The 19321-nt window shown below is 70.6% G+C and carries 18 protein-coding genes; 12 read left to right on the top strand and 6 right to left on the bottom strand.

Going from position 1 to position 19321, the window contains the following annotated elements:
* Nucleotides 1-133: 133 nt before the first annotated feature.
* Nucleotides 134-1309 (bottom strand): deoxyguanosinetriphosphate triphosphohydrolase, encoded by a 1176-nt coding sequence (locus J3P31_RS06365; protein ID WP_210527568.1) that lies wholly within the window; start codon nucleotides 1307-1309, stop codon nucleotides 134-136.
* 134 nt (nucleotides 1310-1443) lie between these two features.
* On the opposite strand from J3P31_RS06365, the gene J3P31_RS06360 reads away from it, so the two are divergent.
* The 4 genes from J3P31_RS06360 to J3P31_RS06345 all read left to right on the top strand — a co-directional run bounded on the left by J3P31_RS06360 (nucleotide 1444) and on the right by J3P31_RS06345 (nucleotide 5894).
* Nucleotides 1444-4233, top strand: coding sequence for a PBP1A family penicillin-binding protein (locus tag J3P31_RS06360; protein ID WP_210527566.1), 2790 nt, complete (start codon nucleotides 1444-1446; stop codon nucleotides 4231-4233).
* A gap of 65 nt (nucleotides 4234-4298) precedes the next feature.
* The gene (locus J3P31_RS06355) at nucleotides 4299-4625 is read left to right on the top strand and encodes a HesB/IscA family protein (protein WP_210527564.1); all 327 of its coding nucleotides are present in this window, start codon (nucleotides 4299-4301) and stop codon (nucleotides 4623-4625) included.
* A gap of 24 nt (nucleotides 4626-4649) precedes the next feature.
* On the top strand, nucleotides 4650-5432 hold the full coding sequence (gene xth / locus J3P31_RS06350) for an exodeoxyribonuclease III (RefSeq protein WP_210527563.1): 783 nt from the start codon (nucleotides 4650-4652) through the stop codon (nucleotides 5430-5432).
* 90 nt (nucleotides 5433-5522) lie between these two features.
* Entirely contained in the window at nucleotides 5523-5894 is a 372-nt protein-coding gene (locus J3P31_RS06345; RefSeq protein WP_210527562.1) for a hypothetical protein, read from the top strand.
* Between the two features lie 6 nt (nucleotides 5895-5900).
* On the opposite strand, the gene J3P31_RS06340 is transcribed toward J3P31_RS06345, so the two are convergent.
* A complete protein-coding gene (locus J3P31_RS06340) occupies nucleotides 5901-7046 on the bottom strand; it encodes an FAD-dependent monooxygenase (RefSeq protein WP_210527561.1) in 1146 nt (381 codons plus the stop codon).
* Nucleotides 7046-7468 carry an RNA polymerase-binding protein DksA gene (gene dksA, locus J3P31_RS06335; RefSeq protein WP_210527560.1) on the bottom strand — a complete coding sequence of 141 codons (423 nt, stop codon included), beginning with the start codon at nucleotides 7466-7468 and terminating at the stop codon, nucleotides 7046-7048. The genes J3P31_RS06340 and dksA overlap by 1 nt, the downstream gene beginning before the upstream one ends.
* A gap of 446 nt (nucleotides 7469-7914) precedes the next feature.
* On the opposite strand from dksA, the gene J3P31_RS06330 reads away from it, so the two are divergent.
* Nucleotides 7915-8094 (top strand): hypothetical protein, encoded by a 180-nt coding sequence (locus tag J3P31_RS06330; RefSeq protein ID WP_210527559.1) that lies wholly within the window; start codon nucleotides 7915-7917, stop codon nucleotides 8092-8094.
* Between the two features lie 42 nt (nucleotides 8095-8136).
* Complete coding sequence (locus tag J3P31_RS06325) at nucleotides 8137-8841, top strand: M48 family metallopeptidase (RefSeq protein ID WP_210527558.1); 705 nt, start codon at nucleotides 8137-8139, stop codon at nucleotides 8839-8841.
* On the opposite strand, the gene J3P31_RS06320 is transcribed toward J3P31_RS06325, so the two are convergent.
* Both J3P31_RS06320 and J3P31_RS06315 read right to left on the bottom strand, forming a co-directional pair.
* Nucleotides 8813-9277 carry a DNA polymerase III subunit chi gene (locus J3P31_RS06320; RefSeq protein WP_210527557.1) on the bottom strand — a complete coding sequence of 155 codons (465 nt, stop codon included), beginning with the start codon at nucleotides 9275-9277 and terminating at the stop codon, nucleotides 8813-8815. The genes J3P31_RS06325 and J3P31_RS06320 overlap by 29 nt on opposite strands.
* Nucleotides 9278-9288: 11 nt before the next feature.
* The gene (locus J3P31_RS06315; RefSeq protein ID WP_210527556.1) at nucleotides 9289-10758 is read right to left on the bottom strand and encodes a leucyl aminopeptidase; all 1470 of its coding nucleotides are present in this window, start codon (nucleotides 10756-10758) and stop codon (nucleotides 9289-9291) included.
* A gap of 142 nt (nucleotides 10759-10900) precedes the next feature.
* On the opposite strand from J3P31_RS06315, the gene lptF reads away from it, so the two are divergent.
* The 6 genes from lptF to rsmA all read left to right on the top strand — a co-directional run bounded on the left by lptF (nucleotide 10901) and on the right by rsmA (nucleotide 18280).
* Nucleotides 10901-11998 carry an LPS export ABC transporter permease LptF gene (gene lptF, locus J3P31_RS06310; protein ID WP_246849304.1) on the top strand — a complete coding sequence of 366 codons (1098 nt, stop codon included), beginning with the start codon at nucleotides 10901-10903 and terminating at the stop codon, nucleotides 11996-11998.
* Nucleotides 11995-13086, top strand: coding sequence for an LPS export ABC transporter permease LptG (lptG, locus tag J3P31_RS06305; protein WP_210527553.1), 1092 nt, complete (start codon nucleotides 11995-11997; stop codon nucleotides 13084-13086). Before lptF ends, lptG begins: the two co-directional genes overlap by 4 nt.
* Nucleotides 13083-15170, top strand: a complete 2088-nt coding sequence (locus J3P31_RS06300) for an LPS-assembly protein LptD (protein ID WP_210527552.1) — start codon at nucleotides 13083-13085, stop codon at nucleotides 15168-15170. Before lptG ends, J3P31_RS06300 begins: the two co-directional genes overlap by 4 nt.
* 11 nt (nucleotides 15171-15181) lie before the next feature.
* Nucleotides 15182-16399 carry a peptidylprolyl isomerase gene (locus J3P31_RS06295; protein ID WP_210527551.1) on the top strand — a complete coding sequence of 406 codons (1218 nt, stop codon included), beginning with the start codon at nucleotides 15182-15184 and terminating at the stop codon, nucleotides 16397-16399.
* Nucleotides 16400-16475: 76 nt separating this feature from the next.
* Nucleotides 16476-17447 carry a 4-hydroxythreonine-4-phosphate dehydrogenase PdxA gene (gene pdxA, locus J3P31_RS06290; RefSeq protein WP_210527550.1) on the top strand — a complete coding sequence of 324 codons (972 nt, stop codon included), beginning with the start codon at nucleotides 16476-16478 and terminating at the stop codon, nucleotides 17445-17447.
* The gene (rsmA, locus tag J3P31_RS06285; RefSeq protein ID WP_210527549.1) at nucleotides 17435-18280 is read left to right on the top strand and encodes a 16S rRNA (adenine(1518)-N(6)/adenine(1519)-N(6))-dimethyltransferase RsmA; all 846 of its coding nucleotides are present in this window, start codon (nucleotides 17435-17437) and stop codon (nucleotides 18278-18280) included. Before pdxA ends, rsmA begins: the two co-directional genes overlap by 13 nt.
* A gap of 52 nt (nucleotides 18281-18332) precedes the next feature.
* Here rsmA and J3P31_RS06280 read toward each other — a convergent pair whose 3' ends face one another.
* Complete coding sequence (locus tag J3P31_RS06280) at nucleotides 18333-19211, bottom strand: DUF4167 domain-containing protein (protein WP_210527548.1); 879 nt, start codon at nucleotides 19209-19211, stop codon at nucleotides 18333-18335.
* Nucleotides 19212-19321: the final 110 nt, after the last annotated feature.

The raw sequence follows: 19321 nt of genomic DNA, 5'->3' as shown, positions 1-19321 counted from the left end.
TCCCCGGGGTTGTTCAGCCGAAGGCCCTATCATGCCGGGGGTCGGTTAAGGAAGGGCTGGGGCACCGGGCGGTCGGCCCGCCCGATGCGCAACGGCCGGCGGGGCGCCCTGCACCAGAGCGCCGCCCCGAGCGTCATCCCCCCCGCAGCGCCCGCGTCCGGTCCACCATGTCGCTGCCCAGCAGGCGCGCATGGGTCTCGATGGCAAAGCGGTCTGTCATCCCCGCAATGTAGTCGGCCACGATGCGGGCCAGCTCCGTCTCCGAGGCGACCTCGGCCACGTCCTTGCGCCACTGCTTGGGCAGTTCCTGCGGATTCGCCATGAAGAGCGGGAAAAGGTCGTGGACGACGCCGGTCACGGCGCGGCGCATCTCCACGACCTTGGGGGCGCGGTACATCCGATGGAACAGGAAGGTCCGGATCACTTTCAGGTCCTCCCAGAGCCCGGGGGAGAAGCGGATCATCATGCGGCCCGCATGCCGGATGTCGTCCACGGTCCGCGGCTCGGCCTCGGCCAGCGTCCTGCGGGCGAGCGTGATGACATCCTCGACCAGCACGCCGAAAAAGCGGCGGAGCGCCTCGTGGCGGCGGCGATAATAGTTGAGGCCGGGATATTTGCGGTCCACCTCGGCGAAGTTGTCGTGGAGGACGGGCAGCTCCGACAGCTCGTCGGTGCTGAACAGCTCGGCCCGCAGGCCATCGTGAAGGTCGTGGTGGGAATAGGCGATGTCGTCGGACAGGGCCGCGACCTGAGCCTCGGCGCTGGCGTGGGTGCCGAGTTCCAGGTCCTGGATGCGGTTGTACTCCTCGAGCGCGTAGGGCGCCGGACGTGGGACCGGGCCGTTGTGCTTGGCGATGCCTTCCAGCGTCTCCCAGGTCAGGTTGAGACCGTCCCATTCGGCGTAATGCCGCTCCAGCTTGGTTACGATGCGGATGGCCTGGGCGTTGTGGTCGAACCCGCCGTAGGGGGCCATCAGCTCGTTGAGCGCGTCCTCGCCGGTATGACCGAAGGGCGGGTGGCCGAGGTCATGGGCCAGGGCCACGGCCTCGGTCAGCTCGGTGTTGAGGTTGAGCGCGGCGGACACCGTTCGGGCGACCTGCGCCACCTCGATCGAATGGGTGAGGCGCGTGCGGAAGTAGTCGCCCTCGTGCTCGATGAAGACCTGGGTCTTGTGCTTGAGGCGGCGGAAGGCCGAGGCGTGGATGATGCGGTCGCGGTCCCGTTGGAACGGGGTGCGGAAGTGGCTTTCCTCCTCGGGGTGGAGCCGGCCGCGGCTATGGGCGGGGAGGCAGGCGAAAGGGGCGTGCATCTACAGGATTCCTAGGGACTTCCATTTCGATCTTAAGGCGAGCGGAGGGAAAGGATAGGCCGAAACGGCGATCCAGGGCCGGTTGACGGCCCGAGGCCGGGTCCTATCTGTCCGGCCCCAATTCTTGAGCCCGAATGGCCTCCGACGACCCAAAGCCCGGCCAGGTGGATTTCTCGATCCTCCAAGCGGCCATCGCACGCGCCCTCGCCAAGGAGCGGGAGTCGAAGGCTGCGACGGGCGAGCCTGCACCGGACGCGGACCTGTCCTCCATGCGGCAGGCGGTCGATCGGGTCCTGGGCAGCCCTGTCCCCCAGGCTGCGCCCCCGCCGACGGCTCCGTCGGCCGCCGCGGCGCGTCCACCCGAGCCGGTCCGTCCCGCCGAGACGCCGCGCCCCGTCGATCCGGTGTCCCCGCCCCGGGTTCCCCCTGCGGAGCCCCCTCAGTCCGCATCGCAGGGACCGACCATCGCCAGCCGTGACTTCATCCAGCGGCTGCGGGAGGAGGAGCGACGGCGGCGGGCGATGTCCGCCAACGGGCCGGGCGAGGTCGTGGATCTTCGCGGGGTTCGGCCCGTCGAGGGCAAGCCGGCCGACCCCGGCCCTGTCCAGCCTCAGCCCCGGATTCAACCGGCGGTGCCGGAGCCCGGACCGGCCGACCGGCCCGAGCCGGTTCCGCAGCCTGCCGAGCCGGAGGCGGCCGTCCCCGAGGCGGCGGGGCCCTCGCCCGTGCCACCGGATCCCGTCGCGGCAATGGGGCCGTCCCTGGCCGCCCCAGAGCCGTCGCTGGGCGAGGCCCTGCGCACCGTGTCGTCGGCCCTCCGGCGGGAAACGGCGGCCAAGGTGCGGGCCGTCGGAACCAGGGTGGCCGGCGGAGCCTCCAGCCTCCGATCGGGCCTGACCGGCCGGGCGCGTCCGGCGGCCCGGCCCGAGCCGCGCGTCGAGGTCGCCCGGCCGACGCCCACGCCCGTCGTTCGGCCGCGCCGGTCGCAGGCGCCGGGAACCTTGGTTATCCGGCGGGGGTGGCGGCTCTTCATCATCGCCCTCCTGTTCCTTGGCGTGGGGGCCGGCAGTTCGCTCGTGGCGGTCTGGCTCGCCATGCGCGACCTGCCGCTCGCCGACATCCTGCCCCAGGTCGAGGCGCCCAGCCTTCTGGTCCGCACGGTGGATGGCCAGATCCTGACGACGCAAGGGGCCTACCGCGCCCCCTATGTCACGCTGGACCGGATGCCGCCCGCGCTGATCGATGCCGTCGTCAGCATCGAGGACCGGCGCTTCCGGGAGCACGGGGGCGTGGACTGGCGGGGCGTCGGACGCGCGCTGTTCCGCAACGTCACGGCCGGAGGCGTGGTCGAAGGCGGCAGTACGATCACGCAGCAGCTGGTCAAGATCCTCTACCTGGAGCCGGAGCGCACCCTGGGGCGCAAGCTGCAGGAGGCCGTCCTGGCCACCACGCTCGAACGGCAGCTTGGCAAGGACCGCATCCTCGAGCTGTACCTGAACTCGGTCTACCTGGGATCCGGAGCCTACGGGATGCCGGCGGCGGCCCAGACCTACTTCGACAAGACCGTGAGCGACCTCACGCTGCCCGAAGCCGCCACTCTGGCCGCCTCCATCCAGCTTCCATCCCAGATCAATCCGGTCGCGGACCTCGGGGCCGTGCAGAATCGCGCCGCGCTGGTGCTCACGCTCATGGAGCAGCAGGGGCGGATCGACACGGAAACGCGGGACCGGGCGCTGATCGACCTTGCCGCCCTGTCGCCGGATCCGCCTTCGACCCGGGCGGGCAGCTACTTCGCCGATTGGGTGCTGAAGCAGCTGGAGGCCCTGCAAGGGGCCCGATCCCAGGAGCTGGCGGCCACGGCGACGCTGGACCCCGAGCTTCAGGCCCAGGCGGAAGCGATCGTCCGGGACGTGATCACCCGGGAGGGCGCGGCGGCCGGAGCCTCGCAGGCTGCCCTTGTCGCGATGACGCCCAACGGCCGGGTGCGCGCCATGGTGGGCGGGATCGACTACCGCCAGAGCCAGTTCAACCGTGCGGCGGACGCGCGCCGGCAGCCCGGCTCGACCTTCAAGCTGTTCGTCTACATGGCGGCGCTCATCAAGGGCGAGACGCCCGACAGCCCGATCTCGGACGAGCCTCTCGAGATCGACGGCTGGGCGCCCGAGAACTTCGACGAGAGGAGCCATGGCACCGTCACCCTGCGGGAAGCCTTCGTGCAGTCCTACAACCTCGCGGCGGTCCGGCTGGCGCAGCAGCTGGGCCTGCCCGACGTGGTGGAGGTGGCGCGCCGTTTCGGCATCGAGGGCCGGCTGGCCGAGCGGCCCTCGCTCGCGCTCGGCACCTCGGAGACGACGCTTCTCGACATGACGGAGGCCTATGCCGCCGTCGCGCTGGGCCGGGCGCCGGTGCGCGCCACGGGCATCGAATCGCTGAGCTTCGGCGGGGAACGCAGCGCCCTGGGCGTGACCGGCACCAACGACCGCGAGCAGACCCGGCTGACGCGCACGCGGAACCCGATACTGTCCATGCTGCGGGACGTGGTGGCGAACGGGACCGGACGCGCCGCGGCGGTTCCGGGGCTTCGCGTGGCCGGCAAGACCGGAACCAGCCAGGACAACCGGGACGCCTGGTTCATCGGCTTTGCGGACGGCCTCGTGATCGGGGTCTGGGTGGGCAACGACGACAACTCGCCCATGGACCGCGTGACCGGAGGCGGCCTTCCGGCCGAGATCTTCCGCCGCACCATGATCGCCGCCAAGGGCGAGCAGGCCGCGGCCGACGCGCCCGCCCCCGAGCCGGCCGCGGCACCGGCCCGGGCCCCGCAATGCGACATCCGGGCGTGCTCGGCCGCCTATCAGTCGTTCCGGGCCGAGGACTGCACTTATCAGCCCCTTGAAGGGCCGCGCCAGATCTGCACCCGTTGAGGGCGGTCGCAGGGCTGACTATATCCGTTCCGACAGGCCCCGGAGGTCCCCAGATGTCGTTCCAGATGCCCATTCTTCCCCCCACCGTCACCCCGCGCGCCTTTGCGCGGCTCCAGGAGATCCGCGCCGCCGAGCAGGGCAAGGCCCTGCGCGTGGCCGTCGCGGGCGGCGGCTGCTCGGGCTTCCAGTACGAAATCCAGCTCGACGATCCCAAGGCGGACGACCTCGTGCTGACCGGCGAGGGCGAGACGGTCGTCGTCGACCCGGTGTCCCTGCCCTTTCTCGCCTCCGCCAAGATCGATTTCTCGGAGGAACTGATCGGGGCCCGGTTCGTCATCGACAACCCGAACGCGACGGCCTCCTGCGGGTGCGGGACCTCCTTCTCCATCTGATCGCGGTCGGCTAGGGTCGCGGCCATGAAGATTGCGACCTACAACATCAACGGAATCCGCGCGCGGCTCGAGACCGTGACCTCCTGGCTGTCGGAGCAGGCGCCCGACGTGGCGCTCCTCCAGGAGATCAAGATCGTGGACGAGGCCTTCCCGCGCGAGGAGATCGAGCGGCTGGGCTACCGCATCGCCACCCACGGGCAGAAAAGCTTCAACGGCGTCGCCATCCTGTCGAAGCTGCCCCTCGAGGATGTGACCCGCGGCCTGCCGGGCGACGATTCCGACGATCACGCCCGCTGGATCGAGGGCACGGTGATCGGCGGGCAGCGCGCCGTCCGGGTCTGCTGCCTCTACCTGCCCAACGGCAATCCGACGCCGGGGCCCAAGTACGACTACAAGCTTCGCTGGATGGAACGGATGCACGCCCGGGTGCGGGAGTTTCTCCCGCTCGAGGAGCCGATCGTGTTCGCGGGCGACTACAACGTGATCCCCGAGGCCCGCGACGTCCGCCAGCCCGACAACTGGCGCGAGGATGCGCTGTTCCTGCCCGAATCGCGCGCGGCGTTCCGGCGGCTCGAGTCGCTCGGCCTGTATGATGCGATCCGGCTGAGGTCGCAGGCGGCCGGCCTGTATTCCTTCTGGGACTTCCAGCGCGGCTCCTGGGAGCGGGACAACGGCATCCGCATCGACCACCATCTGCTGACGCCCCAGGCCGCCGATCTGCTGGTGGACGCCTGGATCGAGCGGGAGGCCCGCGGCGGGGCCAAGCCGTCGGACCACGTGCCGGTCTGGATCGACCTCGACGCCTGATGGCGGGTCGATCAGGGTTGTGCTGACCTGGGGGAACCTTGAGCGGACTTTTGCCGTTGCATCGGCACATCACGTTCAGGAGTCGCTTCGATGCCCCCCCGTTCCCCGGCGCTTGCGTTGGCGGCGGCCGTCTTGCTGTGCCCGAGCGCCGTTCTGTCGGCCTGCAGCACCGAAGCCACGGGCGCAGGTTGCGTCCGCGTGCTCGAGACGCCGTTGAACCGCGCCCCCCTCCTCGAAGCGTCCACGCGCAGCAGCGGGTCCGCGGCGGGCCCCTCCGTGGCCGTGGGCGAGGTTCTTCCCCGGGGACGCTACTCCATCATCCTGAATGCGGATTATTACGGGCTTCCACCGGTTTCGGACGGATGGGTCTACATGCGGGTCGGGCATGACGCCTACCGCGTGGACTGGCGGAGCCATCAGGTGCTCGAACGCGTGACCGAGCGGGCTGCGGCGAACTTCTAGGCCATCTCAGGCGGGCTTCGTCGCGTCGAAGCGGTAGAGCCAGTCGAAGCGCCGAAGGAAGGTCTCCGGGCTGACCGCGCCGATGAGACGGAGCCCCCAAAGCGCGGCCTGTCGCGCCGGGCCGCTCAGGTGATAGTTGCGGGCGTTGGCATTGGCCGCCGCCAGGGCGCGCCGGACCCGGTCCCGTCGCTGCGCCTGATAGGAGGCGAGATCCCCCTTCACAGCCTCGCGGGCCAGAATCCAGGCATCCTCGAGCGCGAGGTTCGCGCCCTGGGCGAGAAACGGCAGGGTCGGATGGGCGGCGTCGCCCAGCACCACGGCGCGGCCGTCCTGCCACCGCTCCGGAACGGGGTGGCGGAACAGGCCCCAGCGCCCCACCTCCTGCACCTTGGCCAGGATCCCCGCCAGATCGGGGCAGACGTCCGAAAAGGCGCGGCGCAGGTTGTCGGGGCTGTCCCGATGAGCCCACCCCTCCTCGGTCCAGGCGGCCTCGGCCCGCACGGCTACCACATTCAGCCGACCGTCCCGCAGAGGATAGGTGACGACGTGCCGGCCAGGCGCCATCCAGATGCGGGCGACGGGCTCCTGACGGGCGGTCACCAGGGCGCGCCAGGCCACCTGCCCGGTGAAGAAGGGCGCGTCCCCGCCGGCCAGATGCCTGCGGACAACCGAATGCAGGCCGTCGGCCCCGACCACCAGACCCGCCCGAAGCTCGGCGCCATCGTCCAGCCGCACCCCTTGCGAGGTCACGGCTTCGACCCGCGCTCCGGTGCGGATCGGGATGCCGGCGGCCAGAACGGCCTCGTGCAGGAGGCCGATCAGTTCCGCCCTGTGAAAGAAGTAGTAGTCGTCCCCCGCGCGCCCAAGATCGAAGCGGGCGACCCTGCGTCCCGACAGCGCGTCGAAGGGCTCGATGGCCCGGGCCCGAAGCCCGGTCGCCTCCATGGCGGCCCCGAGCCCGAGACCGCGCAGCACGGCGGCGCCATTCGGCGTGATCTGGAGGCCGGAGCCGATCTCGGCAATCGCTCGGGCCTGTTCGAGCACCTCGACCCGCGCACCGCGCCGGGCCAAGGCCAGGGCCAGGGCCACGGCGAGCCCGGCGATTCCCCCACCGGCGACAAGGATGTCGGCCGGGGCCTTGGTCGTGGCCATCAGTCGTCCCGGTGCACCTTCTCGCGACGCTCGTGGCGCTCCTGCGCTTCCAGGGTCATGGTCGCGATGGGCCGGGCGTCCAGCCGCTTGAGCGAGATGGGCTCGCCCGTGATTTCGCAGTAGCCGTATTCCCCATCCTCGATGCGGCGGAGCGCCGCGTCGATCTTGGACACCAGCTTGCGCTGGCGGTCCCGGGTCCGAAGCTCGAGCGCGCGATCGGTTTCCTCCGACGCGCGGTCCGCGATGTCGGGGATGTTGCGGGTCGAATCCTTCATGCCCTCGATCGTGTCGCGGGATTCATTCAGAAGTTCATTCTTCCAGGCGATCAGCTTGCGGCGGAAATATTCCAGCTGGCGATCGTTCATGAAGGGTTCGTCCTCGGCGGGACGGTAATCCTCCGGAAGGAATATTTCGGCTTTCATGGCTGCTCCCCTGTCCGGCCGAAAACTGGCACGTGAAGGTCACCAGTCGTCCGGCTTTCCCTGCTGTCCTGATCGGGCTCCTACACGTCCCGCCCGTCGCTGTCACGCCCCGTTTTCGTGAGTTGCGACCGAGACTTGGCAAGGGATGCTGGACCGCCTGCCCACGTTCCCCCGCAAGAGCAACGGTTCCCGCAACTTGCGCGCGAATTGTCCGCCTGGGGCTCCTGGGGATGTGATGGGAACGCAACTGTGGCCGTGACGTGAAATGAACTGACATTTCTTTGCCATGTTCGGGACTGCCGTGCCGCAACTTAGGTTTACGATTCCTGTACACCTGGATTCGGCGCCGAACATGGGCTGGACGGCTTGCAACCGGCAGGTTAGGCCCACGGCCGCGGATGGCCGGACCGGCCTCCGGGGTCCCACCACCGTAAGGGAGCACGGGCATGATCTATCCTTTGGGGGGCCTTCTGCTCGGGGCGATTCTGGGCGGGCTGAACGCGCGGCGGCGCGGCGGCCGGCGGCTCGACCTGCTGCAATGGACCGCGGTCGGCGCCATCGTCGGCGCCATCGTCGGGGTGTTCCTTCTGGTCATCCTCGAGCGGAATGGAGTCGCCGCCGGGTGACCGCTGCTTGAGAGGCGGGGCGCGCGATCCCATATCGGGATCATGCTCAGGTTCCTGCCGATCGTCCTCCTTGTCGTGGCCGCCGTCGTCTACGCCCATCTCATGGCGCGGCGCACCGCGCTGGAGCTCGACCGGCGGTCGGCCGAGCTGATCGATCCGGACCTGCGGCGGGTCTTCGGACGGCTGGCCGAGGCGCTCGATCTGCCCCGGATCCGGGTGCATCTTTACGACGTGCCGATGATCAACGGCCTGGCCAGCCCGGATGGCCGCGTCTTCATCACCCGGGGCTTCTATGACCGCTTCCGCGCAGGTCAGGTCACGGGCGAGGAACTGGCCAGCGTCGTCGCCCACGAACTGGGCCACGTCGCCCTCGGTCACGCGCGGCGGCGGATGATCGACTTCAGCGGGCAGAACGCGGTGAGGATGGGGCTGGCCATGGTGCTGGGGCGGGTCCTGCCCGGCCTGGGCGTCTGGCTCGCGCAGGCGATCATGCACCTCGTCGCCGCTGGCCTGTCCCGCCGGGACGAATACGAGGCCGATGCCTATGCGACGGCCCTGCTGATGAAGGCCGGGATCGGGACAGGCCCGCAGAAGTCGCTGTTCCGGAAGCTCGGGCTCATGGCTGGGCGGGGCGCCGCCCAGGCGCCGGCCTGGCTCCTGACCCACCCCCGGACCGAGGAGCGCATCGCCGCCATCGAGGCCAACGAACGGCGCTGGCTCAAGGGGCGGCCGGACGCTCCTGCCTGAGGCTCCAGCTTCCGTCCTCGCGCACGTAGAACCGGGCGGCAAGACCCGCGCCCGTCAGGCTGCGCCATTGGCTGCGGGCCGTCGTGAGCGCCTCGGGGTCGGCCCCGTCGAAGATGATGCAAACCCGCTGGGCGGAGCGGGCCTCGGATTCGCTGACCGGGGCGCCGTCGAGGGTCATGAGGCACTCGCGCCTGCCATCCCCCGTCCCGACGGTGAGGAGGATCGGCTGGTCGGCGTCATGATCCCCGCCGGCCATGCCATGGGGGCGGAATTCGTCCCCCGGTCCCCAGAGCGCGACGTCGAGCCGCTCCATGCGCGGGCGGTCGGGACCGCGCACCTCGATTCGCCAACCTTTCTGCAGCGCCATGTCGAGCATCCGCGGCAGCACGGCATCCGGCGCATCGCCGTTGAGCTGGTAGAAGTAGGCTTCGGGCATCCGGCCGCGCCTCACTTGCCCTCGTAGCGGTCCGCGATCAGCCGGTTCAGCGCCATCACGCCCCAGCCGGTCGCCCCCTTGGGCGCGAGGGTCGTATCGGACTTGACCGAGGCGACGCCCGCGATGTCGATGTGGCACCAGGGCGTGCCGTCCTTGATGAAGCGCCTGAGGAACTGCGCCGCCGTGATCGAGCCGCCGTCGCGCCCGCCCACGTTCATCATGTCGGCCACGCGGCTTTTCAGCTTGGCGTCGTAGGCCTCGCCCATCGGCATCCGCCAGGCCCCCTCGCCCTCGGCGCGGGCGGCGGCGGCCAGCGCCTCGGCCAAGGCGTCGTCGTTCGAGAAGACGCCCGCAATCTCGTGGCCCAGCGCCACGATGATCGCTCCGGTGAGGGTGGCGAGGTTGATGATCCCGGTGGGCTGGAACCGCTCCTGCGCGTACCAGAGCACGTCGGCCAGGACGAGGCGGCCCTCGGCGTCGGTGTTGATGATCTCGACCGTGTCGCCCTTCATGGACCGGACCACGTCGCCCGGCCGCGTGGCGTTGCCCGACGGCATGTTCTCCACGAGCCCCACGAGCCCCACGACGTTGGCGCGGGCCTTGCGCAGGGCGAGCGTCCGCATGACCCCGGCGACGACCCCCGCGCCGCCCATGTCCATGGTCATGTCCTCCATGCCCGCCGCCGGCTTCATGGAGATCCCGCCGGTGTCGAACACGACGCCCTTGCCCACGAGCGCGAAGGGATTCTCCTCGCCGCCGCCGTTCCACCGCATGACGACCACCTTGGACGGGCTGTCGGACCCCTGCCCCACGGCCAGGAGCAGCCGCATCCCGAGCCGTTCCAGCTCGTCCTCCTCCAGCACCTCGACCTCGACGCCGAGGTCCCGCAGGCCCTCCAGACGGCGGGCGAACTCGGTGGTCGTCAGGACGTTCGCCGGCTCGTTGACGAGGTCCCGGGTGAAGAACACCCCCGAGGCGACGGCGTCGAAGGGCTGCAGGCGCTGCCGCACGGCGTCCGGATCGTCCACCATCAGCGACAGGGGACCGCGGGGTTCGCGGGGGGCGGTCTTGTGGTCGGTGAATTCATAGGCGCGGAGCGTGAGCGCCATGACGAGCTCCTCGGCCAGGGGGAAGCCGGGCGCGGCCACGGTCAGCGGGCCGGTTCCGCCGGCCTTGGCGATGGCGGCGCCGATCTCCCGCGCTTCGGCGACCGAGGGCTTGCGGGGCACCTTGACCACGCCCACGGCCTCGCAGGCCAGACCGGCCGGAAACCCGATCCAGGCAACCTCGCCGACCTTGGCCTTTTCCCAGCCCTTGGTCGCCATGAGGCGGGTCACGCCCTTCCGCGTGAGCTGGTCCACCTTGCGCGCGGCCGCGTTCAGGCGGCCCTCGGCCTCGACGGGAACGACCAGCCGGCCCTCCACGCCAGCCAGAATCGCGGCGTCGAACGGGGCGTAGGTGATGGCGACGGGGTCGGTCATGGCGTCTTCTCCGGGTCGTGTCCGCGCGTTGGTATCCCGTGCCCCGGAGGGAGGCCAGAAGAAGGTTCAATCCCGCCCCGATCCGGGCTAGTCCTTGGCCCGAGGCGGAACGGGGCGGCGGTTGGGGCGCATCGACAGATACTTGCTGTCGCAGCTGATGGCGGTCTTCGGACTGGCCTCGCTGGTGCTCGTCATGGTGTACTGGATCAACCGGGCCGTGGTCCTGTTCGACCAGCTCATCGCGGACGGCCAGTCGGCGTGGGTGTTCCTGGAACTGACCGCGCTCGCCCTGCCGTCGATCGTCAAGCTCGTGCTGCCGCTCGCGGCCTTCGCGGCCACGCTCTATGCCCTGGCCCGGCTGGCGGGCGAATCGGAGCTGACCGTGATGCAGGCGACAGGGGCGTCGCCGTGGCAACTGGCCCGGCCGGTCCTCGTCTTCGGGCTGATCGTGGCGGCGCTGGTCTCCATCCTCACGCATGTCCTCGCGCCGGCGGCGCTGGGCCGGCTCGACGACCGGCAGGACGAGATCGCCGAGACGGCCACCGCCCGCCTGCTGCGCGAGGGGGCGTTCATCTCGCCCAACAGCGGCCTCACGCTCTACATCCGCGAGATCACCCCCGAAGGCGAGCTGAGGGGCCTGCTCCTGTCCGACAGCCGCGACCCATCGGTCAGCGTGACCTATACCGCGTCCTCGGCCTATCTGGTGCGCGGGGACGACGGCCCGCAGCTCGTCATGGTGGACGGGATGATCCAGCGTCTGTTCCGGGATGGGACGCGGCTGCTGACGACCACCTTCTCGGACCTGGCCTACGACCTCGGCCCCTTCATGCCCGAAGCCTCGCGCGGGACCCGCAGCTCGCGCGAGAGGTCCACGCTGGAGCTCCTCCGCGACGGTCCCCGGGTGGCGCGCGAGACCGGGAAGAGCGAGGCGCAGATCTTCGCCGAAGCCCATGACCGCTTTGCCGAGACGCTGCTCGCCCCCGCGGCGACGCTGATGGGGCTGGGCTGCCTGCTTCTGGGCCAGTTCAGCCGGTTCGGAGTCTGGCGACAGGTGATCCTGGCCATCCTGCTCGTGATCGGGGTGAACGGCATCCAGTCGGCCTCGGTCCAGGCGGTCCGCCGCGACCCCACGCTCTGGCCGGTCAGCTACCTGCCCGCCCTGACCGGCTTTGCCCTGGCGGCCCTGCTTCTCGCGCTGTCGGCCCGGCCACGGCGCATCGGGCGGGAGGCGTCGGCGTGATCCTCGACCGATACCTGGCCCGACGCTTCCTGCGGACGTTCCTCGCCACCCTTGCGATCTTCTTCGGCATCCTCGCGCTGATCGACCTCGTGGAGCAGGTCCGCCAGCACTCCGACGATGCGGGCGGCATGGGCGGCGTGCTGGCCCTCACCCTTCTCAACGTGCCCTCCGGCCTTTACGAGATCCTGCCGCTGGTCACGATCATCGCAGCCATCGCGCTGTTCCTGGGCCTAGCGCGGTCCTCCGAACTGGTGGTCACGCGCGGCTCGGGACGGTCGGCGCTGCGGGCCCTGCTGGGCCCATCGGTGGTCGCGCTGCTGCTGGGGGCGGTCGCGGTCGCCGCGTTCAACCCCATCGTGGCCGCCACTTCGCGCGAATACGAATCGCGGCTGGACCGCCTGACGGGTGAGGAATCGGCTCTCGCCCTGTCCGAGGATGGCCTCTGGCTCCGGCAGGGGGGCGCCGCCGGGCCGACGGTGATCCGGGCGCAGCGGTCGAACCTGGACGGCACATCGCTGACCGGGGTCACCTTCCTGGCCTACGATCGGGACGGACATCCGAGGGAACGGGTCGAGGCACGCTCGGCAAGGCTCGCCGACGGCGAATGGCTCCTGGCGGACGCGAAGGTCTGGCCCCTGGCCGGGACGAACCCCGAAGCCGAGGCCGAGCGTCACGAGACCTGGAGCCTGGCCTCGCCGCTCACCGCGAACCAGATCCGCGACAGCTTCGGCACGCCGTCCTCGATCCCGATCTGGGAGCTGCCCCGCTTCATCCGCCGGCTTGAGGACGCCGGGTTCACCGCGCAGCGCCACCGCGTGTTCCTGCAGACCGAGCTGGCCCAGCCCGCCTTCCTCCTGGCGATGGTGCTGGCCGCCGCGGGGTTCACGATGCACCACCAGCGGGGGCGCCGCACGGGGCTCATGGTGATGGGCGCGGTCCTGACGGGATTCGCGATCTACTTCCTGCGCAGCCTGTCGCAGACGCTGGGGGAGGCCGGGCAGATCCCCCCGGCCTTTGCCGGCTGGGCGCCGCCCCTGATCGCCATCGGGCTCGCCCTGGGGCTCCTTCTGCACGTGGAGGAAGGATGAAGCGCCTTCTCGTCCTGATCGCCCTCCTGCTTCCCGTCGCGGCGCGCGCACAGGACAGCGCCGTGCTGGTCGCGGACGAGCTGTTCGTGACCGCCGACGAGGATCTCGTGGCGACGGGCAACGTGCAGGCCTTCTATCAGGGAACCGTGCTGTCCGCGGCGCAGGTGACCTATGACCGCGAAAGCGATCGGCTGAGCATCCTGGGGCCGATCCTGATCCGGGACGCCCGCGGCAACATCCTGACCGCCGACCGGGCCGACCTCGATCCGCGGCTGGAGGACGGTCTCCTGCGCGGGGCGCGGATCGTGCTCGACCAGCAGCTCCAGCTCGCCGCGAACCGGGTGGACCGCCTGGGCGATGTGTCGGCCCTGACGGCCACCGCCGTGACCTCGTGCCAGGTCTGCCCCGGCCGCACCCCGCTCTGGGAGATCCGCGCGGGCCGGGTCATCCATGACGAGGCCGCCGAGCAGCTTTACTTCGAGAACGCCCGCTTCCTCGTCAGGGGGGTCCCGATCTTCTGGGTGCCCCGGATGCGGCTCCCGGACCCGGGCAACGAACGCGCGACAGGTCTCCTCATCCCGCAGGTGCGGACCTCGGACCGGCTCGGCTTCGGGGCGAAGCTTCCCTACTTCGTGGAGCTGGGACCGAGCCGGGACGTCACGCTGACCCCCTACCTGTCCAGCCGGACGCTGACGCTCGAGACCCGCTACCGGCAGGCCTTCCTGGCGGGCGACATCGAGATCACGGGCGCGGTCAGCCGGGACGACATCCTGCCCGACGATCTCCGGGGCACCATCGCCGCCGAGGGTGAGTTCGACCTTGGCCGCGGCCTGCGGCTGGAGTTCTCGGGAACCGCGGTCAGCGACGAAGGCTACCTGCTCGACTACGGCTATTCCGACGCCGACCGGCTCGAATCCGTCGTGGAGGTCAACCGGGTGGACCCGTCCTCGCTGTTCGTGGCCGACCTGACCCACATCCGCTCGCTTCGGGACGACGAGGACGAGGCCACCCTGCCGCCCCTGCTGGGCTCCCTTGGTTGGGAGCGACGGCTTGAGGCCGCGGGTGGCACGCTCGGCTTCGGCGCGGATGCCGACGGGTTCCTGCGGACCGAGCGGGCCGACGGAGCCGAGGGTCGGGACATGATGCGGGCCGGCGCCTTCGCCGAATGGCGGGGCGACCGTGTGCTCCGCTTTGGCCTCCTGGCCGAGGGGCAGGTGCGCGGCGACCTGGACACCTACAGGATCGTCGACGACCCGGACCATCCGGCCCCGTTCTACCGGATCGCGCCCGCAGCCGCCGTGACCCTTCGCTGGCCCCTGGTGCGGCGCGGCGCCTCCGCCGACCTGATCGAGCCCGTCGCCTCGCTGGGCTGGTCGGGAGCCCGAGGCGAGGAGCCGCCAGACGAGGACAGCCGCCTCGTGGAGTTCGACGAGGCCAACCTGTTCGCCCTGACCCGCTTTCCGGGGGAGGACGACGTCGAGGAAGGCGGCCGCCTGTCGCTCGGGCTGGCCTGGACGCGCCAGGGCCCGGGCTTCACCTCGGCCGTGGCGCTGGGGCGGGTGCTCCGGACCGAGGCGCAGGACAGCTCGGGCGCGTCCGGGCTTTCTGGGACGGTCTCGGACTGGCTGCTCAGCGGGCAGGTGGACCTCGACGGCGGGTTCGCGCTGGACGCGCGGACGCTCCTGGCCGACGAGATGGACGCCATCGGCAAGTCCGAGGCGCGGGTGGACTGGTCCAACGATCTGGTGACGCTGTCGGCCGCCTACCTCTTCCTTCCCGCCGACGACGCGGAGGAACGGCCGGACGTGGCGGCGGAATGGACCATCGACGCCGAATGGCGTCCCTCGGACCGGTGGACGCTGCGCGCCGGCACCCGTTACGACGTCGCCAACGACCGGCCCGCCCGCGCGGGGGTCGGGTTCGGCTGGCGCAACGAATGCGTGGATGTGGACGTCTCGGCCGCGCGCCGCTACACCTCCTCGGACGATAGCGGGCCCTCCACCGACTTCGGGCTCTCGGTCAATCTCAACGGCTTCTCGGCCGGTCGGCAGGCCCGGGTCACACCCGGCCAGTGTCGCGGCTGAGGGAGGGGCGAATGAAGGGTTCCGGTTCTTTCCTGCAGGCGCTTTGCATCGCGCTGGCCCTGGCGGGCCCTGTCGCGGCGCAGGAGAACCTGTTTTCTCCGGTGATCGTGGTCAACGACCGCGCCGTCACCGGCTACGAGCTGGACCAGCGCATCAAGCTGCTCCAGGCCTTCCGGACCTCCGGCGACCTGAACGAGGTCGCGCGGACGCAGCTCGTGGAGGAACGGCTCAAGGCCCAGGAGCTGGAGCGCGTCGGCTTCAACCTCAACGACGAGGGGCTTCAGCGGGCGCTGACCGACTTCGCCTCGCGCGCCAACCTGTCCCTCGAGGAGTTCGTCGCGCAGCTCGGCTCCCAGGGCATCGCCTACGAGTCGCTCCGCGACTATGTCGCGACCAACGTGACCTGGCGCGACTATGTCCGGGCCCGCTTCCTCAGCGACATCGAGATCACGGATGCCGAGGTGGACCAGGCGCTGGCCCAGCAGGCCACCCAGGACCAGGGCATCGAGGTCCTGCTGTCCGAGATCGTGATTCCCGCGCCGCGCGGCCGCGAGGCGGAAGCCCAGTCCGTCGCGCGCCAGATCTCGCAGGTCCGCTCGACCGCCGAATTCGAAGCCGCCGCCCGGCAGGTGTCGGCGGTGCCCTCGGCGGAACAGGGCGGCCGGCTCGACTGGACGCCGCTGTCCAACTATCCGCCGGCGCTGCAACAGGTCCTCCTGGATCTTGCCCCCGGCGGGGTGACCTCGCCCCTTCCCGTCACCGGAGCCGTGGCGCTGCTGCAACTGCGGGACATCCGTGAGGCCCAGGTGCCCGCGGCGTCGCCCGAGGCGATCGACTACGCCGAGGTTCGGATCCCGGGCGGGCTGTCGCAGGACGCCATCGCGCAGGCGTCGCGGATCGCGGCCTCGGTGGACGACTGCGTCGACCTGTTCGGCCTGGGCCTGCCCGACCAGAACATCCAGCGCCAGACCCTCGCCCCCGAGGCGATCCCCGCCGATGTGGCGCTCGACCTCGCCAAGCTCGACTCGGGCGAGGTGACGTGGGGCCGCACCACCGACGGTGGCCAGACGCTTGTGCTCACCATGCTTTGCGGGCGGACGTACGCCCTGCCCGAAGGCGCATCGGACCGGGAGGCGGTGGCGAACTCCCTGCGGAGCCAGCGCCTCGCCGCCTATGCCGATGCCATCGTCGCTGACCTGCGGGCCAGCGCCACGATCGTCGGCGAATGAGGGGGACAGGCCGCCGGGACCGGGCGCAGCGGAGCAAACGCGCCGGCGATGCCCCCGCCTCTGGCGCGTCGAACCGATGACGGTCATCGTCTCCTGTGGGGAACCGGCCGGCATCGGCCCGGAGGTCGCGGCCAAGGCCTGGGATCTCCTGCGCCGCCCGATGCTCTGGATCGGTGACCCGCGGCACCTGCCCCCTGGCACGCCAGTGGCCGAAGTGTCCGGCCCCGAGGAGGCCGCCGAGGTCGCCCGGAGGGCGCTGCCTGTCCTGGCCCGTGACTTCGGCCCGCCCGTCAGCCCGGGCCGGCCGAACCCGGCCCATGCCCAAGGGGTGATCGACGCGATCTCGGAAGGCGTGGACCTCGTCCGCGCGGGCCGGGCGAGCGCCCTCTGCACCGCTCCCATCTCCAAGGCCGCGCTGGTCTCGGGCGCAGGCTTCGGCTACCCGGGCCATACCGAGTTCCTGGCCCATCTCGGCGGTGACGTGGACGTCGTCATGATGCTGGCCTGCGAAGGGCTGCGGGTCGTTCCGGCCACCATCCATGTCGCGCTGGCCGACGTTCCGCGCCTGCTTACGGCGGATCGGCTCGAACGGGTGCTGCGGATCACCTGGGACTCGCTCCGCCACGATTGGGGCCTGCCCGAGCCCCGGATCGCCGTGGCGGGCCTCAACCCCCATGCCGGGGAAGACGGCCTGATGGGAACCGAGGAAGCCACCCTGATCGGCCCCGTGCTCGACCGCCTTCGGGCGGAGGGGATGACCCTCGCGGGGCCGCTGCCCGCGGACACGATGTTCCACGAGGAGGCGCGCGCGGGCTATGACGCCGCCGTCTGCATGTACCACGACCAGGCGCTGATCCCGATCAAGACGCTGGACTTCGCCCGCGGAGTGAACGTGACGGCGGGCCTGCCGTTCGTGCGCACGTCGCCGGATCACGGCACGGCCTTCGGAATCGCAGGCCAAGGCCGCGCCGATCCCCGGTCCATGATCGCCGCGCTGGACCTGGCCGACCGCCTCGCAGGGCAAAGGGGAACACCGTGGCGGCAATAGATGGCCTGCCTCCCCTGCGCGAGGTGATTGCGACACATGGCCTGTCCGCCCGCAAGGCGCTGGGGCAGAACTTCATCCTCGACCTGAACCTGACGGCCCGGATCGCGCGCGCCGCAGGCGATCTGGCCGCGGCGGATGTGATCGAGGTCGGACCGGGTCCGGGGGGATTGACCCGCGGCCTGCTGGCCGAGGGCGCGCGCAAGGTCGTCGCCATCGAGAAGGACAGCCGCTGCCTGCCCGCGCTGGCCGAGATCGCGGCCGCCTATCCCGGGCGGCTCGAGGTCATCGAGGGCGATGCCCTGCAGGTGGACCTGTCCGGGCGGCTGACCCCGCCCGTCAAGGTGGTGGCCAACCTGCCCTACAACGTCGGGACGGAGCTCCTGGTCCGTTGGCTCACTCCGCCGGACTGGCCGCCCTTCTGGACATCGCTCACGTTGATGTTCCAGAAGGAAGTGGCGCAGCGGATCGTCGCCAGGGCCGGGGACGACGCCTACGGGAGGCTGGCGATCCTTGCCCAGTGGCGGGCCGAGCCGCGCATCGTCCTCGACCTGCCGCCCCAGGCCTTCGTTCCGCCCCCCAAGGTGTCCTCGGCGGTGGTGCACCTCGAGGCTTTGCCCGCCCCGCGCTTCCCGGCCAACGCCCGGGTGCTTTCGACGCTGACGGCAGCCGCCTTCGGACAAAGGCGCAAGATGCTGCGCTCCTCCCTCAAGGGCCTGAGCCCCGACATCGAGGCTCACCTCAATGCCGTGGGGATCCCTCCGACCGAGCGGGCCGAGCAGGTTCCGCTCGAAGCCTTCTGCGCGCTGGCGCGCAGCCTCGACGGAAACAGTTAGGGCGGGGAACTATCCCCGCCCTTTTCATCCGATCAGATCGGCCCGAAGGCCTTTACTCGGCCGCGTCGGGCGTCGTTGTCTCGGCCGCCGTGGCACGAGGAGCGCGCGGCTTGCGCGGACGACGGGGACGTTCCGCAGCGGCCGGAGCCTCCTGGGCAGGAGCTTCCACCACCGGCTCGGCGACATTGGCGTTGACCGGCTCGGCCGCGATCGCCGGTTCCGGGGCGGCAACGGCCTCGGCAGTCTCGGGAACGGGCTGCGACGCTTCGCGACGGGGACGGCGCTCACCATCCCGCGGCTCCCGCCGGGTGCGCTCCCGCCGGGGCGCCCGCTCTTCGGGCGTTTCCACGAGCCCGGCATCCGGCGCGGCATCGTCCTGGGCCTCGGCCACGAGAACGGGGAACAGCGGCTGCGTCAGGAAGCTCGGCTCCATATCCACGGGAGCAGCTACCGGGGCAGCGGGCTGACCTTCGTCGGCCGTCCGGAAACGGGGAGCGCGGTCACGATCACGGTCCCGGAACTGCTCCCGTTCGCGCGGCTGGTCCCGGTCCCGCGGCTGTTCGCGCTCCCGCTGCTGGTCACGCTCGCGTTGCTGCTCGCGCTGCACTTCCATCTGGCGGTCGCGTTCCTGCTGGCGGTCGCGCTGGAACTGCTCCTGCTCTTCGCGCGCGCGTTCGATGTCCCGCATCGCCTCGGCGAGCATGCGGGTGTAATGCTCGGCGTGCTGGGCAAAGTTCTCGGCGTTCACGCGGTCGCCAGCCAGTTGGGCATCGCGGTGGAGCTGAAGGTACTTCTCGATGATTTGCTGGGGCGTGCCACGCACTTTCCCCTCGGGGCCCGAACTGTCGAACACGCGATTGATGATGTTGCCGCCGGACGGACGGTTGTTGCGGTTCTGCTTGTTACGCTGCCGCTGCTTGGAGGATCTCATGGGGCCTGCTGTTCCAGGGTAAGTGCTTGACGCTCTGGGCCTGATCCCGCGCCATAGGCGCCGCTGGGAGAGGATCGGCCTGAAGAAATGAAGGCGACGCTCCGGTCAGG

The sequence above is a fragment of the Rubellimicrobium arenae genome (assembly GCF_017916275.1).
GTDB classification, from domain to species: domain Bacteria; phylum Pseudomonadota; class Alphaproteobacteria; order Rhodobacterales; family Rhodobacteraceae; genus Rubellimicrobium; species Rubellimicrobium arenae.
This window is presented reverse-complemented; position numbering and strand designations above follow the sequence as displayed.

Coding starts and splice junctions, on each gene's coding strand:
- J3P31_RS06365 (WP_210527568.1), bottom strand. CDS start 1,309: ATGCACGCCCCTTTCGCCTGCCTCCCCGCCCATAGCCGCGGCCGGCTC.
- J3P31_RS06360 (WP_210527566.1), top strand. CDS start 1,444: ATGGCCTCCGACGACCCAAAGCCCGGCCAGGTGGATTTCTCGATCCTC.
- J3P31_RS06355 (WP_210527564.1), top strand. CDS start 4,299: ATGCCCATTCTTCCCCCCACCGTCACCCCGCGCGCCTTTGCGCGGCTC.
- xth (WP_210527563.1), top strand. CDS start 4,650: ATGAAGATTGCGACCTACAACATCAACGGAATCCGCGCGCGGCTCGAG.
- J3P31_RS06345 (WP_210527562.1), top strand. CDS start 5,523: ATGCCCCCCCGTTCCCCGGCGCTTGCGTTGGCGGCGGCCGTCTTGCTG.
- J3P31_RS06340 (WP_210527561.1), bottom strand. CDS start 7,046: ATGGCCACGACCAAGGCCCCGGCCGACATCCTTGTCGCCGGTGGGGGA.
- dksA (WP_210527560.1), bottom strand. CDS start 7,468: ATGAAAGCCGAAATATTCCTTCCGGAGGATTACCGTCCCGCCGAGGAC.
- J3P31_RS06330 (WP_210527559.1), top strand. CDS start 7,915: ATGATCTATCCTTTGGGGGGCCTTCTGCTCGGGGCGATTCTGGGCGGG.
- J3P31_RS06325 (WP_210527558.1), top strand. CDS start 8,137: ATGCTCAGGTTCCTGCCGATCGTCCTCCTTGTCGTGGCCGCCGTCGTC.
- J3P31_RS06320 (WP_210527557.1), bottom strand. CDS start 9,277: ATGCCCGAAGCCTACTTCTACCAGCTCAACGGCGATGCGCCGGATGCC.
- J3P31_RS06315 (WP_210527556.1), bottom strand. CDS start 10,758: ATGACCGACCCCGTCGCCATCACCTACGCCCCGTTCGACGCCGCGATT.
- J3P31_RS06300 (WP_210527552.1), top strand. CDS start 13,083: ATGAAGCGCCTTCTCGTCCTGATCGCCCTCCTGCTTCCCGTCGCGGCG.
- J3P31_RS06295 (WP_210527551.1), top strand. CDS start 15,182: ATGAAGGGTTCCGGTTCTTTCCTGCAGGCGCTTTGCATCGCGCTGGCC.
- pdxA (WP_210527550.1), top strand. CDS start 16,476: ATGACGGTCATCGTCTCCTGTGGGGAACCGGCCGGCATCGGCCCGGAG.
- J3P31_RS06280 (WP_210527548.1), bottom strand. CDS start 19,211: ATGAGATCCTCCAAGCAGCGGCAGCGTAACAAGCAGAACCGCAACAAC.